Origin of the sequence: Lacinutrix sp. Bg11-31, assembly GCF_002831665.1 — a bacterium.
GTDB lineage: Bacteria > Bacteroidota > Bacteroidia > Flavobacteriales > Flavobacteriaceae > Lacinutrix.
This window is the reverse complement of record NZ_CP025118.1, coordinates 3,299,063-3,317,617: the sequence shown is the minus strand read 5'-3', so window position 1 is coordinate 3,317,617 and position 18,555 is coordinate 3,299,063. Positions and strand designations below refer to the sequence as shown.

General features: G+C 33.3%; 11 protein-coding genes. 5 read left to right on the top strand and 6 right to left on the bottom strand.

Translation table 11 applies throughout. The features are described from left to right. Window positions 1-184 precede the first annotated feature (184 nt). The 3 genes from CW733_RS14745 to CW733_RS14735 form a co-directional block, all read right to left on the bottom strand. Entirely contained in the window at window positions 185-922 is a 738-nt protein-coding gene (locus CW733_RS14745) for a LytTR family DNA-binding domain-containing protein (protein ID WP_100998031.1), read from the bottom strand. Further along, a complete protein-coding gene (locus CW733_RS14740; protein WP_157811592.1) occupies window positions 919-1,371 on the bottom strand; it encodes a hypothetical protein in 453 nt (150 codons plus the stop codon). Before CW733_RS14740 ends, CW733_RS14745 begins: the two co-directional genes overlap by 4 nt. A gap of 80 nt (window positions 1,372-1,451) precedes the next feature. Further along, window positions 1,452-3,644 (bottom strand): histidine kinase, encoded by a 2,193-nt coding sequence (locus CW733_RS14735; RefSeq protein ID WP_100998027.1) that lies wholly within the window; start codon window positions 3,642-3,644, stop codon window positions 1,452-1,454. 207 nt (window positions 3,645-3,851) lie between these two features. Between CW733_RS14735 and CW733_RS14730 the strand changes: the two genes are divergently transcribed. Then, window positions 3,852-4,874 carry an SIMPL domain-containing protein gene (locus CW733_RS14730; RefSeq protein ID WP_100998025.1) on the top strand — a complete coding sequence of 341 codons (1,023 nt, stop codon included), beginning with the start codon at window positions 3,852-3,854 and terminating at the stop codon, window positions 4,872-4,874. 96 nt (window positions 4,875-4,970) lie between these two features. Further along, window positions 4,971-6,152 carry a VWA domain-containing protein gene (locus tag CW733_RS14725; protein ID WP_100998024.1) on the top strand — a complete coding sequence of 394 codons (1,182 nt, stop codon included), beginning with the start codon at window positions 4,971-4,973 and terminating at the stop codon, window positions 6,150-6,152. A 95-nt stretch (window positions 6,153-6,247) separates the two neighbouring features. Here CW733_RS14725 and CW733_RS14720 read toward each other — a convergent pair whose 3' ends face one another. After that, window positions 6,248-7,258 carry a type IX secretion system membrane protein PorP/SprF gene (locus tag CW733_RS14720; protein ID WP_100998022.1) on the bottom strand — a complete coding sequence of 337 codons (1,011 nt, stop codon included), beginning with the start codon at window positions 7,256-7,258 and terminating at the stop codon, window positions 6,248-6,250. A 259-nt stretch (window positions 7,259-7,517) separates the two neighbouring features. Here CW733_RS14720 and CW733_RS14715 point away from each other — a divergent pair, with 259 nt between their 5' ends. Then, window positions 7,518-8,420, top strand: a complete 903-nt coding sequence (locus CW733_RS14715) for a NifU family protein (RefSeq protein ID WP_100998020.1) — start codon at window positions 7,518-7,520, stop codon at window positions 8,418-8,420. 109 nt (window positions 8,421-8,529) lie between these two features. Beyond that, window positions 8,530-8,730, top strand: coding sequence for a dodecin family protein (locus CW733_RS14710; RefSeq protein ID WP_100998018.1), 201 nt, complete (start codon window positions 8,530-8,532; stop codon window positions 8,728-8,730). Between the two features lie 80 nt (window positions 8,731-8,810). On the opposite strand, the gene CW733_RS16675 is transcribed toward CW733_RS14710, so the two are convergent. Both CW733_RS16675 and CW733_RS16670 read right to left on the bottom strand, forming a co-directional pair. After that, on the bottom strand, window positions 8,811-12,701 hold the full coding sequence (locus CW733_RS16675) for a T9SS type B sorting domain-containing protein (RefSeq protein WP_232730370.1): 3,891 nt from the start codon (window positions 12,699-12,701) through the stop codon (window positions 8,811-8,813). 163 nt (window positions 12,702-12,864) lie between these two features. Beyond that, on the bottom strand, window positions 12,865-16,215 hold the full coding sequence (locus CW733_RS16670) for a choice-of-anchor L domain-containing protein (protein WP_232730369.1): 3,351 nt from the start codon (window positions 16,213-16,215) through the stop codon (window positions 12,865-12,867). A 234-nt stretch (window positions 16,216-16,449) separates the two neighbouring features. Between CW733_RS16670 and CW733_RS14700 the strand changes: the two genes are divergently transcribed. Next, window positions 16,450-18,555: a thioredoxin domain-containing protein gene (locus tag CW733_RS14700; protein ID WP_198520080.1), complete on the top strand. Its 2,106-nt coding sequence runs from the start codon at window positions 16,450-16,452 to the stop codon at window positions 18,553-18,555.

Here is an 18,555-nt window from a genome sequence, read left to right as displayed (position 1 = left end):
AAAAAAAATCGGAACACTCGAACTGACAACGTGATGCAATTTAATACTTTGGTGTCACTTCGAGTGATTTTTGAAGCATGAGAAAATTGTATCGAGAAGTGTTTTTTTTTGTTAACCTGATTATTGTTCTAAATTGTTCTCGATACAATGCTCCTTTGGTCGCATCACTCGAACTGACGAATTATTATTTAAAATAAGATAATAATTCAGATTTTCTAGATGGCGAAACCATCACTTCTTTTCCGTTACTTAAAATTACGCTTCCTCCTTTTCCTTTTACATATTTTACAACTTCGTTTACATTAACTAAGTAACTTTTATGCACACGCGCAAAATTAGAATCTTCTAAGGCCTGCTCAAAATACTTAAGTGTTTTGCTTACTACTTTCTTTTTGTTGTTGTTTAAATGGATTTCGGTATAATTGTCATCGGCTTTACAAAATAGAATATCTGCAGTACTTATAACTTCGAATCCATTTTGTTGTGGAATGGTTATTTTTCCAGCTACATTATTATTGGTTTTTGGTACTAAAACTTGATCTTGTAGTGCATCTTCTTTTGTTTTAATTTCTACTACATAATCTACTGCCTTTATTAAATCGTCTATTGCAATAGGTTTCATTAAATAATAGCTTGCGTGTGCATTTAAAGCCTCAATTGCATAATTGTTGTATGCAGTTACAAAAACGGTTTCAAAATCTCTGTCTCCCACCTTATCTAGTAAATCGAAGGCATTACCATAAGGCATTTCTACATCTAAAAAAACCAAATCTAACTCGTTGTTTCTTATTAACTCTAAGCCTTCGTTTATGTTTGCTGCTTCACCAACAACATTTACGTTTGGACAGTATTTTTTGAGATAGTTTTTAAGAATCTCTCTACTTGTTTCTTCGTCTTCTACTATTATTGAGTTTAGTTTCATTTGCTGTTGGTTCTGAGTTTTGTGTTTATTATACTAATACTCATTCTCTCATTATTTTTAGAAGGAATATTTCTTATTTCATTCCAATAAGTCATTATCTCATTTTTTGATTCTGTTAAATTTTTAAGTTTTTTCAAATATTGATCGCTATCTACTTCTTTATCATTTATTAGGTAGACGATTTTAGGGTATCGTTTACAATAAATAGAAATTATAGTATCTATAATAATTACTCCTTCTTTTGCTTCTTTACCTAAATGATTAGAGAAATATTTTGAATCTTTATAAATATAATTATAAGATGAATAAGGCCTTTTCTTTAATTTATCATCAGAGTCATTTAATTGACTCAATCTTTTATAAGGCTTTCCATTCAACAAAATCATTGGATCACTATTAATTTGATTTTTCTTTATATTTAAATCAACAAAATCAGATAATTCAATCATTTTATTTGGCTTATATGAAGTTGATTTACAACTTAAAACCATTGACACAAATAATAAAGCAAAAACTCTACTCCACATAACTAATCTCGTTTCAAAGTAACAACAACCTTAGTTCCAATATCTCCTTCAGTTTGTCCTTTATATAATTCGTCTATAAAAACATCAACTTTATCTTTATACATTTCATTTAAAATAGCAACTCGCTTTTTTATATTTCCCATGCCTTTAGAATTCTGTTTCTGCTGGTTTTCGGTTTTAAGTGACTTAGATTTTTCTCGACCAATACCATTATCTGTAATGGTTATAGTAATTTCATCTTTACTCTTTTTTGTTATAGAAATATCAAGCTGCCCTTTTTCTTCTTTATATCGTAAGCCATGCCAAACCGCATTTTCTATATAAGGCTGCAATAACATTGGCGGAATTTGGTAATCTTCCACATTTATGGCTTCGTCTACTGTAATATTATAATCGAACTTATCTTGAAATCTAAAATGTTCCAGTTTTGTATATAATTGCAATAACTCTACTTCTTTTGCTAAAGGAATAAAATCTTGCTCACTATTTTCTAAAACGGCTCGCATTAGCTTAGAAAAATCGCTTAAATATTTATTTGCTGTGCGCTCATCGTTTGTGGCAATAAAGCTATTGACAGAATTTAATGCGTTAAATATAAAATGAGGATTCATTTGGCTTCGTAAAGATTTTAAAGCCAATAAATTATTTGCCAAGCGTTGTTGTTTAATATACTTATACATTAAATAAGCTGCAAAAAGTAATAGTAACAATCCACCAATAAGTGAATAAATTATTATTTTCTGGCTCTTATTTTGTTCCTGGTTTAATTGATATCTACTTTCCGATAGTTCTCGATCGCTTTCTAGAGAGGTGATGCGGTTTTGTTTTTCGGCAATACTTTTATTAAAACGCGCAGCTTGTGTTATTTGCTGCTCTTTTTTTACAAAAAGTGCTTCAACAGACTTAATATATTCGTCGTAAGTTTTTCTAGCACTTTCATAATCTCCAGATTCTTCAAAAACTTCCGACAGCTTCCTATTGGCATCTTTTTCAACCACTAAATCCTCTCGCTCGCCTGCCTCTACTATACTTTTTTCTAAATATGGTATCGCTTCAGCATAGTTTTTTTGCATATATAATGCATTACCAATTTTATAGTTTTGTTTTTGAATGGTGTAACTGCTTTCAATATCTATTATAGAATCTTTTTCAATATCTTTAATATCTAAAATAGCCTCTTGTCTAAGGCGAATTTCGTCATCAAAATTTCTATTAGAGTTATTAAAATCTGCAACTTTCACTTTCTCTTTTATTGCTCGTGTTTTATTCTCTTGCGTTGCTAAATCTAGCGAATTACTATAATATTTTTTTGCTTTATCAGTGCTTCCGCTAGCATCAAACGATTGGGCTATTTTAGAATTTAAGTCGGTTACTTTAGGTGCAATTAAGTGTTTTTGAGCAATACTTAATCCTTTATTGTACGAAGCGACAGACTTTGTATAGTCTTTCATTTTATAAAAAACATCACCAAGTCCTTCGTTTAACTCAACTAATTGATAATTGGATAATTCCTTCTGATTTAATTCTTCTAAAACCGAAACACTTTCTTGATAATTACTATTAAGCATGTATGCTTCTCCTAACTTCAATTTTACTTCGTTAGAATTGTAACTATTAAGGCTTATTCTATAATTAGAAACTGCTAAATCGTATTGTTTCCAATGCATATAAATGTCGGCAAGCACTTCGAAGGCTTCAGCATTTTGCTTTACAGACTCACTCTTTTTAATGCTTTCTGTTACAAATTGTATACTTTTATTGGCAGATTTTTTCTTGTAAACTAATGCCGAATCTATTAAATTGTTAAATGAGTTATTTTGCGTTCTTTTAAATAACTTACTACTTGAATACGACGTTTTTGGTAATACATTTACAGTAATACGCTCATCACTTTTTACGGTGTAATAAATGGTTTCAAAGTCTTTGTGACTAATAATAAGTTCGTCTCCAATTTTTGCTCGTACTCTAAATTCGCCAGCTCCATTAGACGATGTGTACGCGCCTCCATTTATTTCGACATTAACATCTTTAATAGCTTCACTAGATTCTTCTTCCTTTACTAGACCACGAATGTAGAAAAAAGCTTCGTTTTTAATTTGACCTTCTGTTTCTATAGCATCGCTTTGCTGTCCATACAATGTACACGAGCAAATAATGAATAGAATATAACTTATATATAATTTAATGTGCTTCATTTTTATAATTACTAAAAGATAAACTTACACACTTTAATTGGCATAATAAAATCAGTTTCCTCGAAACTGAAGCAACACACAGATAAAATCGCCTTGTTTACTCATTTAAAAACGCAAGTCACTCATTACAAAGTAGCATTCACTCATTGCTATTTTTATTAAAAAAAAGTTGAGCATAAGTTTACACTCTAATTAATACACAAACACATGAAACACTCAATTTACTTAGCCTTATTATTATACGCTTCTTTTACATCTGCACAAATTAGAGGTAATGCAACTACTATTTCTAGGCAAAATGTTATACATGCAGAATCGCTTGGCAATGCTAATACTTATGGTAACAACTTGAATACTTTTAGGCAGCGAAATCTAGTGCCAAATCCAGTAATTACAATAGATGTAAAAGCACTTAACAATATTGTAGCAGATTCTTACACAGCTGTTTTTAACTTGGTTCAAATTGGTGAAACGGCAGAAGACACCAATAGATTAATGAACGCGCGTGTTAATAGCGTAAAAAGCGCTTTAACGACTCAAGGTATATTTAACAAGGATATTATTATAGATGTTATTTCTTTTGTTCCTGTTTACGAAACTGTAGTTGAAAAAAAATTATTTAGTAAAACTTATACTGAAGTTCCCAAAGGCTTCGAGTTACAGCAAAACTTACATATTAAGTTCACTAAGGTTAATCAGTTTGAAAAGGTATTAGCAGCTTGTGCAAAAAACGAAATTTACAATTTAGTAAAAGTGGATTATTTTATAAATAATATTGAAGCTGTTTACACAAAGCTAAGAGCCGAAATTTTAAAAACACTTAAAGAAAAAAAGCAATTTTATTTAGACTTAGGTTTCGATTTAACAAACTACAAACCAACAATGGCAGACACTAAATACTGTCATTTTCCAAGAGAATTCTACAAAAACTATCAAGCTTTCAATAGTATTTCTTTAGAAGCTATAAAAAAGAACAAAGGCATAGTAAAAGCAAAAAAACAAACCTCTTACTATTACGACCCATTGTCTTTTAAAGAATATGATATTATTATAAACCCATCTATTGTAGAACCTGTAATCCAAATAGGAATGGAAATAAAACTACAGTATAGAGAAAAACCTGAAACACCAAAACCTATAGAAAAAGTAAAAGAAGTAATAAAAAATAAGTATTTCATTCTGTCTAAAGATGGAGAGCTTACAGTAAAAGAATTAAAATTAGAAAATTAAAAATTATGACACGAGCATGCCAAAAGCTTAATCATCTATTAGAATGATTAATAGCGAACTGCATGTAACCTTAAAAAAATCAATAAATCTAAACACATGAAAACAACAATTAAATTTAGCTTAGTAGCTTTAACAGCCTTTTTCTTTTTAGCCTGTAATGCTAACAACAAAAAGCAAACTAAAAGTTATGCTTTAAACGAAACTATTGTAACAGCAGATCCAGTTTCAACTACTCCAAAACTAGACAAGAAATACATTAAAGTTGCATTGTTACTAGACACAAGTAACAGTATGGATGGTTTAATAGATCAAGCAAAAGCGCAACTTTGGGAAATTGTAAACGAGTTGTCTTATGCGAAATGTAAAGACGATAAGCCCAATCTAGAAATAGCACTTTACGAATATGGAAACGACAACTTAAATAGCGAGGAAGGCTACATTAGACAGGTTTTAGCCTTTAGTGATGATTTAGATGAAATCTCAAAACAACTCTTTTCCTTAACCACAAAAGGAGGTAACGAGTATTGTGGTTATGTAATAAATACTGCATTAGACCAATTAAAGTGGAATGCAAATCCAGGCGATTTAAAGCTTATTTTTATTGCAGGAAACGAGCCTTTTACTCAAGGCGAGGTAGACTACAAAAACGCATCTAAACGTGCGCATAATAAAGATGTAACCGTAAATACTATTTTTTGCGGAAACTACAATCTAGGAATTTCTAGTTACTGGAAAGAAGGAGCCGATTTAACACATGGAGACTATATGGCTATTAACCATAACCAAGAAACTATTTATATTGCTACGCCTTATGATGATGCTATTTTAAAACAAAACAACAAGCTAAATAAAACCTATATCGCCTATGGTTCTCAAGGCAGGATAAAAATGCAATTACAGGCAGAACAAGATGATAATGCTGAAGGTTATAGTAGCGCAAATGCAGTAAGTAGAACCGTTAGTAAAAGCTCTCATTTATATAAAAATTCTTCTTGGGATTTGGTGGATGCATCAAAAGACGAAACTTTTAAATATGAAACTTTAGATGAAAGTGAATTACCGCAGGAGCTAAAAAATAAAAGTGCTTCAGAAATTAAAACTTATGTTTCAAACAAAACGAAAGAGCGTAAAACGATTCAGAAGGAAATTCAAGAATTAAATAACAAACGAAAGGATTATATTTTAAAAGCTAATAAAGACAACAGTAATGGATTAGAGAATGCCATGATAAAAGCAATAAAATCTCAAGCGAAAGTTAAAAACTATACATGGAAATAGCTTAAACTTATTTAAATACAGAATTGGTATTAAAAATCAAGCAAAAAAAAAGGCCTCGATATATCGAGGCCTTTTTTATATAAATATATTTTGTTTTAGTTAATCGCTGGACAATTACAACTGTAACGCTCTTTAGAACAACCAAAATTATAACCTAAAGTTATTTGGTGAAAACCACCATTATTAAATACTACCGAATTTGCTTGGTAACTATAAGTATAAGCAAACATAAAGTCGTTTAAATTAACACCTAAAAGTGGCGTTATGTATTGTAATTTCTGGCTACTTACTCCAGAACCATCAACAAACTCTGCACCATCTAAACTTCTTCTGTAAGAGATTCCTCCCCAAACCTTTCCGAAATCTAGTGTTTTATATGCTTTAAGGTTTACATCAAAAGAAGCTTCTTCTGTTGCATCTCTATACATAAACATAACCGAAGGTTCAAAACTCCAATCATTGTTGTAGCTACTAAATGTATTACCTACAGAAATCAAGTATGTACGTAAATTTTGGTAGCTTAAACCTTGTTCGTTAAAGTTTACACCATCATTTTCTAAAAGATTTTTTACTGTTGCATGCGCGTAAAAATCATATAAGTGGTAAGAAAAACCAAAATCAACATTAAAGTTTGTTGCAGATTGTTCTATTCCTGCTATAATTGGATCAGGACCATCAAACAAAAATGATGTTTCGTCTAATTTATATTGAATAGCTCCAAGGCTTAAACCAAAGGATAACATATTTAAATCTATTTCATTTCTAGAAAACATAATGTGGTGAGCATATGTAAAATACGCTCCTGTTTGTGAATGAAAACCGTTTTTATCAGAATATACTATTGCTCCAATTCCAGATTGAGACTCTCCAACTCTACCATTAACACTTGCTGTTAATAATGCAGGAGCATCATCGTCCCCAAACCATTGTTGGCGACCAGTAATTCTAATTTTAGAACAATTAGCAACTCCAGCCATAGATGGATGGATAAGATAATAATTATCTGTTAAGTAATCTGAATATACAGGAAGTCCTTCTTGTGCCTTAGCAAATTGAGTGCTAAAAAACACAATAACTACTAATGTAAATAACCTTTGTAATCTCATAATATCTTTTTTCAAGGTAGATGTTGGTTCAAAATGTATAGCTCACGCTAAAATAACTCTCGTTTGTCGAATAAATTATATTGAGCCAAATATATAAATTTACTTTGGAATATTTAGACTCTCAAAAGTTAAAGCTACCAATATAAAAAGGATTTAACAAAAAAGCTAAATTTTTAGACATATTAACGCCGTCTTTAAGTATCAAATATATCGATATCTCTACTTACTTTTAGTATTTTTGCATAAAAATTGTTGCAAAATGAATACTTTTAAAGTTACAACACAAGAAACTTCCAATTCTACGATATTAAAATTTGAAGTCAATCAATTTATAACTCAGCACCAAAGCTTCGAGTTTAATAATATAGATGAAGCTAAAGCATCTCCTTTAGCTCAACAATTATTCTATCTGCCATTTGTAAAAAAAGTCTACGTAACTAGTAATTTTGTTGCTATTGAACGTTTTAATATTGTTGAATGGAAAGAGGTGCAAAATGAAGTTTCTGAACAAATTGAAAACTACTTAAACGAAGGCAACTTGGTAATAAACCAAGACATCGCACCAAAGAAGACACCAGTAACTGTATACGCAGAGAGCACTCCTAATCCTAGTGTTATAAAATTTGTTGCGAATAAAAAGATTGCCAATGGTGCTTTCGAATTTACTTCAATAGATACTGCTAAATCTTCACTTTTAGCTACAGAATTATTTCATTTCCCTTTTGTTAAAGGAGTCTTTATAGATGAAAATTATGTTTCTGTTACTAAATATGATGTTGCTGAATGGAATGATATTACAAATGAATTACGTGAGTTTATTAGAGGTTATATTGAAACTGGAAAGGAAGTTATTTCTGCTAATGCACCAGAAGTAATAGAAAAATCTACTGAAAAAGTTGAAGCACATTTTGAAACCTTAGACGACACCTCAAAAGAAATAATAAACATACTTGAAGAATATGTAAAACCTGCCGTTGCTAGTGATGGAGGTAATATTCAGTTCGATTCTTATGATGAAGCAACAAAAACCGTTAAAGTTATCCTACAAGGTGCTTGTAGTGGTTGTCCTTCTTCTACGTTCACTTTAAAAAATGGTATAGAAAATATGCTAAAAGAAATGCTAAAAGGCAAAGTGAACACGGTTGAAGCTATAAACGGTTAATCTTACAAATAAACCTTTCATCGGTTTAGCTTTTTTTTTAAATAACTCCATTTGTAAATTTTATAAAAACCTGTAATTTAGAGTCAATATTAATTTAAAACTCAAAATTATGGCTGTATTAAAAGTTATTGAAGTATTATCAAATTCTGAAAAAAGTTGGGAAGACGCAACTAAAAAAGCAGTAAAGCATGCTTCAAAAAGTGTAAAAAATATACGTTCAGTATACGTTCAAGATCAAAGCGCAAGCGTTAAAGATGGAGAAGTATCTGATTTTAGAGTAAACTTAAAAATTACTTTTGAAGTAAATTAATCACATTTTAATATACTTACAAAAAACGCCTGAACATTAGTTCAGGCGTTTTTTTGTTTTAAATACTTATTCTATATTTTCTATCGCTTCAACGTAAAGTGTCTACGAATAGATTTTTTCTCATCTGTACTTGGTTCTCTATATTCTAAAGTAAACCAGTAATCACTTGTAGGCATTGGGTTACCGTTGTAAGTACCATCCCATCCTATTCCTGTTGGGCTTAACTGTTTTAATAGTTTACCGTAACGATCGAAGATATAAATAACAGCATCTGGCTGTCTTCCAATATCGTAAACATTCCATGTGTCGTGGTAACCATCGCCATTTGGTGTAAAGTATAATGGGTAATCCATAACCATAACTGGGATTGTTGTTTCTCCACAACCTATCGTGTCTCTTACTGTTACCATATGCTCTCCTGCTGCAACATCTGTAAAGGTATACACATATGCTCCTGCTGCATTTAACGTTCCTAGTTCCCAACTACCGCCATCGATACTAAACTCGTATACTGCTATTGAGGTGGTTGCTGTACCTGTTGCTGTTACTAATATATCGTGTTGATCTGCAAAAGCTAAGCTTGTTATCTCATAAGCTACTGCTGGTGGCTCGCTTACTGTTACGAAAGTGTTAACTTCAATACTTGGACATCCTGTTGCGATATCTGTTGCTATAACACCATAAGTTCCGCCTTCGGTTGGCTCTAAGAATTCTGCTGTTTGGCCTGCTATATCTGTGCCATTTAAGTTCCATACAAAAGTATAGAATGCTGGATCTAACCCTGTGTCTATTACTGGTGAGTTAATTACTTCTGTACCATTTGTGTTGATACATAATAAATACTCTGCTTCTAAAGTAAATGATGGCATTGGGTTTACTTGTAAAGTGATTTCTGCTGTTTCATAACAAGCAGACGTATCGTTATCTACTTCTCCATCGTTGTTTAAATCTACTAAATCACCAAGACCATCACCATCTAAGTCGATGTAATCTATAATGCCATCTGCATTGGTATCAAATCCTTCTGCTACTCCATCACCATTAATATCTACAATATCAAATATGCCATCTGCTGGTACAGTGGTGTCGATTGTATCTATTGTGCCATCGCCATTAACATCTAATCCTACAGTTAATGTAGTAAGATCTAAATTTAGTGTGCCTGGAATATCATTATCTACTCTTACAATAATTACTTGTGGGTTTACTGTATTGGTATATGTAAATGGTAGCGGATTTGTACCTGCATCTGCATCGACTTGATTATCGTAATACGTTACCGTGTAATTTAATGGGTCTTGGCCATCTAATACAAAAGGATTTTGTGTTGCTAAATCAAACTCAACCATGTCGTTTGTTGTATCGTTATCAAACTCCATAGTATCGTCACATACTTGGTAAAGTATTGCAACACCATCTGGATTGGCTTGTGCTGCTTCGTCTACTACTAAATTGAAGGTTAATGCTGTGGTATCACATCCTGTTACTGTGTTTGTAATGTTTACGTAAATAGTTTGTGGATCACTAGTATTCGTGTAATCGCCACTTGCTGTTAAATCGTTCATTGAAGCATCTGCTTCGCCTTGCGTTTCATGGTAAGTGACTGTAAATATTGCTGGATCTTGTCCGTTTAATATCGCTGCTGTCATCGTTGTTAAATCGAAGTCTGCAACGTTGTCTGTATTCAGCTCACAAATAACATAGTCGTTTACTGGTGTAACTACTGGTAATGGGTTTACAATAACATCGAAGCTTACTAAACTGTAACAGCCTGTTCCATTTAATCCTGTAGCATCTGTACCATTGGTAAGACGTACAAAAATAGTTTGTGGTGTTACTGCTACGTTTGGATTTCCAGGATCTTCGTTAATATGCATGGTTGGGTCTGCTATCGCATTGTTACCCATTACAGCATCGTCTTGTGTAATGTAGTAACTTGCTGTTACACCTACTTCTCCATTGATAATGAAGCCTTCGTTTTGTGTTAAATCGAATGTTTCTAATAAATCGTTTGGTCCTACAATGTCTATATCGTCACACAATTCTAAATCTACTGGATTTGGACTTGGTGATGGGTTTGGGATCACTCTAATAGTTACGGTTGTAAAGCTAAAGCAGCCTGTGTCGCTATCGGTTACTCTTACGTATAGGGTTTGTGGTCCTGTCATCGTATTTTCATACGCTGTTGGATCTGCTATGGCATTAATATCTGCTTGAGCATCGGCTAATGCTTCGTAATAAGTAACTATCCAACTCACGTTTGTAACACCTGTGATTTCGATGTCTTCAACCGTTAAATCGAAAAATGTAATGCCATCGTTAGCTTCCATGTAATTGGCATCTAAATCGTCACATTGGGTTAATTCATTATCATAATTAGCAGCGATTACTGGTGGGAATTCTACCCTTATAATAAAGCTTCCTGTAGTTACACAACCGTTAGCATTGCTTACTAAACGTATATATATCGTTTGTGGATTAGCGACATTAGTATAGTTACTTGTGTTTACTATTGGGTTGTTTCCTGAGTCTGCTAGTGCTTGTGTTGTGTGGTAGCTTAGCGTGAAATCTGCTGCTGTTTGTCCTCCTGTAAAAATTTGTGGTGTGATTACGGCATCAAAATCAAACTGGTTAACACCATCGTTATCATCATCACAAATAATATAGTCGTCGATTGCAATTGGTACTACTGGTGAAGGTAATACTACTAAATCCATAGTTACAATGGTAAAACAACCGGTAATATCGTTTTCTGCTAATACATAAATAGTTTGCAGATTAGCAACGATGTTTGCGTATGGACTTACTAATGGATTTGTCATGCTCATCGCATCGGCTTCTGTTTCGTAGTAGCTAATAGTGATGTCTGGCTCGCCATTGGCTATTATTGCAGATTGACCGTCTAGATCGAACATATCGTAAAAACCATCGTTATCGTCATCACATTCGTCTGATGGTAACGGCATTGCTACTGGTGATGGTAATGGGTTTACTCTTAAATCTAGAGTAATCGTACTTACACATCCTGTAACATTGTTTGTTGCTCTAACGTAAACCGTTTGTGCATTGCTTGTGTTAGAATATGGACTAACGATTTCTACTGTTGCGTCGTTAGTGTCTGCTCCTGCTTGTGTGCTAAAGTAAGTTAAAGTAATACCTGTTTGTCCGGCTAGTATTTGTGCATTAGCATCTTCTAAGTTGAAGGCTTCTACTTCATCGCCTGGATTATTAACATCGCATAAACTTAGTGGTGTTGGCTGTACTAATACTGGCAATGGATTTACTATTAATTCTAAGGCTACTGTTTTATAACAAGCTGTAGCATTATCTTCTACTCGTACCCAAATGGTTTGCATGTTTGCCGTTGTATTTACATAGGCGTTTGGTGTTGCAATAGCATTGGTTGGTGCTTCAGCATTAGCTTCTGAGGTGTAATACGTAATAGTGTATAATGTTGGGTCTAAATCGTTAGAAGTATCTGCATCTAATAGGTTTAGAATTTCTGGATCTTTGGTTGGTAAATCGAACGTAGCAAAACCATCGGCATTATCATCACAAACTTCTAGTGGTGTTAATACTAATGCTGTTGTTATTTGTGGTGTTGGATTGACAATAAGTACTAAGTCTACAAATGTTGCACAGTCGGTTGCAATTGTAGAACTTTCTACACGCACGTAAATGGTTTGCATGTTGACTACAATGTTATTATAAGGACTTGCTAATGCATTAACATTGTTGTCTGCATCTGACATCGTTTCATGGTAAGTTACCGTAAGTCCTGGTGCGCCTCCTGTGATTTCTGCTTCCGAATCGGTAAGTGTAAAGACGCCAAATCCATCACTGTCTGGATCGCAATATTCTAAATTCGCTGGTGTAAAAGCTACTGGTGCTTGCTCTACTACTAGATCTAATGTTGTTGTGTCGTAGCATCCTGTATTTACATCTTGTACGCCTACAAAAATAGTTTGCATGTTAGGCACAACGTTAGTGTACGGGCTCGCTAATGGATTAGCTTGTGCATCTGCATCTGCTTGTGAAAAGTAATACGTTACAGCGTATGCTGGATTACCGCCTGAAATTTCGTTGTTTTTTATGGTTAGCTCTATTTCTGTTATTCCATCTGGTGTGCCATCATCACAAACTTCTAGTGGTGTTGGTACAACTAGTTGGGAGTGGGTTGGCTGTAACTGTTACCGTACCTGTTGCTCTACACGTTCCATTAGTAAGGTAATCTACTGTATAGGTAGCTCCTGGTGTTCCTCCTGTTATTGCTCCAGTTGCAGAATCTATTATAGCAGCATCAGTTGGCACAGTACTAAAAGAGTAGGTTCCACCTGGTGTTACTTCAGAATCGACTATTGCTCCATCACATGTTGGTATCATAATAAATGAAGCATCATCTGTTGTTTCAACAGTTAATGGAAATATTGATGATGATGAGCAAGCTCCTCCAAATGAATATTCAACAAAATAAGTTGTAGCAGAAGTTCCTCCTGTTACAGTTCCTGTTGCTGGATTTATATTTGCGCCATCTGTTGGTACTGGATTAAAAGTATACGTTCCTCCTGTATTAGCTTCTGTTGTTACTATTCCTCCATCACAGTTTGGTGTCATTGTAAAAGTGGCATCAAATGTTTCATCTACTGTTACGGTAAACGAGCTTGTTGTAGGACAAGTACCACTTGTTGTATAATCTACTGTATAACTTACTGTTGAAATACCGTTGGTAATTGTTCCTGTTGCTGGATCTATTGTAGCTCCATCTGTTGGCATTACATTAAAAACGTAGGTTCCTCCTGGCGTAACTACTGAATCTACTGTTGCTCCATCGCATAAAGGCATCATTGTAAATGTAGAATCATCATTAGGATTAACAGTAATAGTAAAACTAGTTTCTCCAAAACATGTTGGATTTGAGTTGTCATCTACTCTAACATAAATAGTTTGAGGACTAGCTGTATTAGAATATGTTATTGGATTAGTTATAGGATTTGTAGATGTAGCAACATCTGTTTGCAATTCATAAAAACTAACTGTAAAATTTGCAGGATCTTGACCATTTAGAATATCAGATTCTAAAGTCGTTAAATCGAAAATCTCAACACCATCGTTTGTAGAGTCATCACAAACAGCAATATTAGAAGGCTGTGTAGCTGTTGCATTTAGATTTACAACTAAATTAAAAACTTCAGTTGGCGAAGCTATGTAACATGCAGCATCTTGGATACTTTCAATTCTAACAAAAATAGGCTGAGGACTTAAAGTGTTTAAATATGGACTTGTTAAAGCATTTGTTCCAGCATCTGCATTTACAAAATCTAAATAATATGTTACATTAAAATCTGCTGCTGCTTGAGTTCCAAGAATTACTAGATCTTGACTCGTTAAATCAAAAGACTCTTCTCCATCGTTAGAAATATCATCACAAACCACCATATCTGGCGCAGGATTTAAAACGATATTTAAATACTGTAATAAAAACACATCTGTAGAGTAACACATTCCAGATTGCGTATCATCTACTCTAATATATACCATTTCCCCATCAGTTCCTGTGTAAGTTGCTGGATTACCTATAGGGTTTGCATCAGCATCTGCATCTGCTTGAGAGCTATGAAAACTTACAACAACTGCTGCAGGATCTTGAGTACCGATTGCAGAAGTTTCATTTTGGGTTAAATCAAAAATTACAGCTCCTCCACTATTACATTCCGTTATATTAGTAACAGCCTCAACTGTAGGGCCAGGAATAAATTCTACAAAAATAGAATCTGAAGTTTGACAAGTTACAGAAAAAACAATATCTACAGAATAAGTTCCTTCTTGTGTTGCATTAAGAATAGATCCTGTTTCTCCAGGAATTACTACGCCATCTAAATACCAAGTATGTATTGCTGTTGGTAATGCTGTATCTAGTACAATTGCTGTACCTTGACATTCTGCAGTACCTGCATTAATAGTTATATCATCTCCTAAATCTCCACCTAAATCAAAAGAACCAGCTCCTAAAAACACAGCAGCATCGTAGGCTGTATCCAAAGCATCGGCTATTACTAATTTAATAGTATAAGGGTTATCTGGTGTTACGTTAGAAATAGCAGTCATTGGTACTGTGTAGCCAAGAAAATTTATTGGACTATTATTTCCAGGTAATCCTCCAGCTCCATAATAAGCATCGAAAAAAGTAGGATTTGCCGATGGACAACCACCATTCCAAGTATTATCTCTAACTGTAAAAACCGTTACTACATCTGTAGTCCCAGGTACTAAAGCTAAATTTGTTGTAATACCTGTGGTTTGGTCTGTTAATAAAAATGCAAATGCATCTGTAAAACCACATTGAAATGTTCCATATTCTTCCGAGGCAAAAATGAAATCGAAACTAATTTGGCTTACAGTTGGTGTAAAATCGAATTGAAGATACGACGCGTTATTAGTATTTGTACCACCAATTTGAGCTTCTAAATCTGCATCTCCTGGCCATGTTCCACCACCTGCACTCTGGTTACTATCTTCTGGTCCTTCAGCATCCAAAGCACTTCCAGAAGACAGCACTATTCCTGCTTCAAATCCAAATGCACCTGGTATTGCTGTAAAAGAACCAATACCGTTTACAGATCCAAAATCGTTTCCAGAACTAGAAACAATATTTGACACTGCTGCACACGGACTATCTATTAAAACATCTTCTACTAGCTGTTGAGCATTATATGTTGTTACATCTACGTCTATATATGGTGTTAAAACCTCAACGGTAATTGTTACAGATTCTGAACATCCCGTAGGATTAATGTCTGTTACTGTAAATGTTGTTGTAAACGTACCAATATTATTAAATTGATGACTAACAGCCTGTCCGTTATCGGTTGCAGACCCATCTCCATAATTCCATGAATAAACTGCTCCTGTTGCATCTTCTGAAAATGTAGCACTACCAGTAAAATCTACTGAACCTCCAACTGGAATTTGAACCACTCCTCCTCCATTTGCTACTGGATTAGTAGTGTCTATTGAAGGTGTAATAGTTTGACATGTTTGTAAACATGAAATATCTGCTGCCCAGCCTGTAGTGTTACCAGAACTATTACTAATAAATTGAAGCGTAATACATCCTGTTGTGCTTGTTGGTGATGCAGATATAGTTTGTGGATTACTATTTGCTCCAGCTCCACCTCCATAATAAACTCCAATTACAGCAGCAGAAGTATCATCTCCATCATAGACTGTTAATTCGTCTCCTGGTGCACCATTAAAGATATCTTGAGTATTAAATAAAGTAAAATCTAATTGAATAAATTGATCTATTGTGTCTGGACAAATTGTTAATACAAAATTCTCATCACTAGAATAATTTGATGATGCTCCTCCTGAATCGTAGAGAGTACCAGAACATTGATTAACAGTTCCATTCTGCATTAACACATCTTGTGCAAAAAGACTTGATGAACAAAAAAATAAAACTAGGATTAGCGTAAAGTGCTTCATTATGGTTGGTTTTTACTTCATATATAGGTAGTGTACAATAATACTAATAAATACTGAAATTATAAAGTATTCAAGAGGTCAAACAACCTTAAAATTGTACTTTCATCTATATGTTGATACTTATATATCGTTTGATTGTTATATTAATATAACAATCATTATTAAATTATTCCTACCTTTTCTAAAATTTAATGTATAATACAGTTATACAATCGTTGCTTAAAATCAATAAAGATGAAACTACTCACATTTATATCTATTCTTTTACTATACAACTGTAACGCACAAAAAAAAGAAACTGTGGCTCACAAATTCACCAATAATTTAATTAACGAAACAAGTCCTTATTTGCTACAACATGCTCATAATCCTGTAAACTGGGAAGCATGGAATTCGACTACTTTAAAACTAGCCAAACAATCTAACAAACTTATAATTATTAGTGTTGGTTATGCTGCCTGCCATTGGTGCCACGTTATGGAACATGAAAGTTTTGAAGACGAAGCTGTTGCGCAAGTAATGAATAGCAACTTTGTTAATATTAAAGTTGACCGAGAGGAACGACCAGATATTGACCAAGTCTACATGAATGCTGTCCAACTAATGACTGGTCAAGGCGGTTGGCCAATGAATGTAATTACACTTCCGGATGGCAGGCCTGTTTGGGGAGGAACGTATTTTAAAAAAGACCAATGGGTTAGTGCTTTAACTCAAATTGCTGAGTTATACGAAACACAACCTGAAAAACTAGAAGAATATGCTAGTAAACTTGAGCAAGGCATGAAATCTGTAGATGTTGTTTCTATGAATACTGAAACTCCAAAATTTGAAACTTCTTTTATTAATGAAGCCGTTGAAAACTGGTCAAAACATTTCGATAACAAACAAGGAGGCATGAATCGTGCACCAAAGTTTATGATGCCTAATAACTATCATTTTTTAATGCGTTATGCGTTTCAAAATAAAAAAGAAAATATTGCTAAATTTGTTGATAACACGTTAACAAACATGGCATTTGGTGGTATTTACGATCAAATTGGCGGTGGATTTTCTAGATATTCGGTTGATGTAAAATGGCACGTGCCACATTTCGAAAAAATGCTTTACGATAATGGGCAATTGGTTAGTTTATATGCTGATGCTTACTTGCTAACTAAAAACGAATTATATAAAGAAGTTGTAGTTGAAACTCTTGAATTTATAGAAAGAGAGCTCACAGCTACTAATGGTGCTTTCTACTCTTCGTTGGACGCAGACAGTTTAACAGAAACTGGAGAACTTGAAGAAGGTGCTTTTTATATTTGGACAAAAGATGTTCTAAAATTGATTTTAAAAGAAGATTTCAACTTGTTTTCTAACTATTATAACGTTAATAATTATGGTTTTTGGGAGCACAAAAATTACGTTTTAATTAGAACTAAAAATGATAATGATTTCATTGCAAAAGAAAACATTTCACTTGAAACTCTAAAAACAAAGAAAGCGAAATGGCAATCCCTTTTATTAGCTGAAAGAGAAAAAAGAGAACGCCCGCGTTTAGATGACAAGATTCTAACCTCTTGGAATGCCTTAATGTTAAAAGGCTATGTTGATGCTTATCGTGTTTTAAAAGATAAAAAATATCTTGATGTTGCTTTAAAAAATGGACAATTCATTTTAAGTAGTCAATTAAAAGAGAATGGCAGTTTGTTCCATAATTATAAAGATGGAAAATCGAGTATTAATGGTTTTCTAGAAGATTACACCACTACTATCGATGCTTTTATTGCATTATATGAAATCACTTTAGATGAAAAATGGCTAAACAAAGCAAAAGCATTAACCGATTATTGTTTTGATGCTTTTTTAAACGACACTAATAAAATGTTTTATTTTACTTCTAATAAAGATGAAAAATTAGTTTCTAAAACTATCGAGTATCGCGATAATGTAATTCCAGCAAGCAACTCAATTTTTGCCAAAAACTTATTTAAACTCTCGCATTATTTTGATAATGAATACTATTTAAACACAGCAACTACAATGCTTAATAATGTAAAACCAGAAATTAAAGAATACGCTTCTGGCTATTCAAACTGGTTAGATTTAATGCTAAATTACACAGAACCTTTTTACGAAGTTGCTATTGTTGGTAATAAATATAAAAACAAAATTAAAGCGTTAAACGAGCGTTACATTCCAAATAAAATAATAGTTGGCAGTAAGGGTGAAAGCAAGCTACCTTTACTTAAAAATAGATTTATAGAAGACGAAACGTTTATATACGTTTGTGTTAATAAAGCTTGTAAGCTACCAGTTAAAGACGTTAAAAGCGCTATTAACTTAATAAACAACAACTAA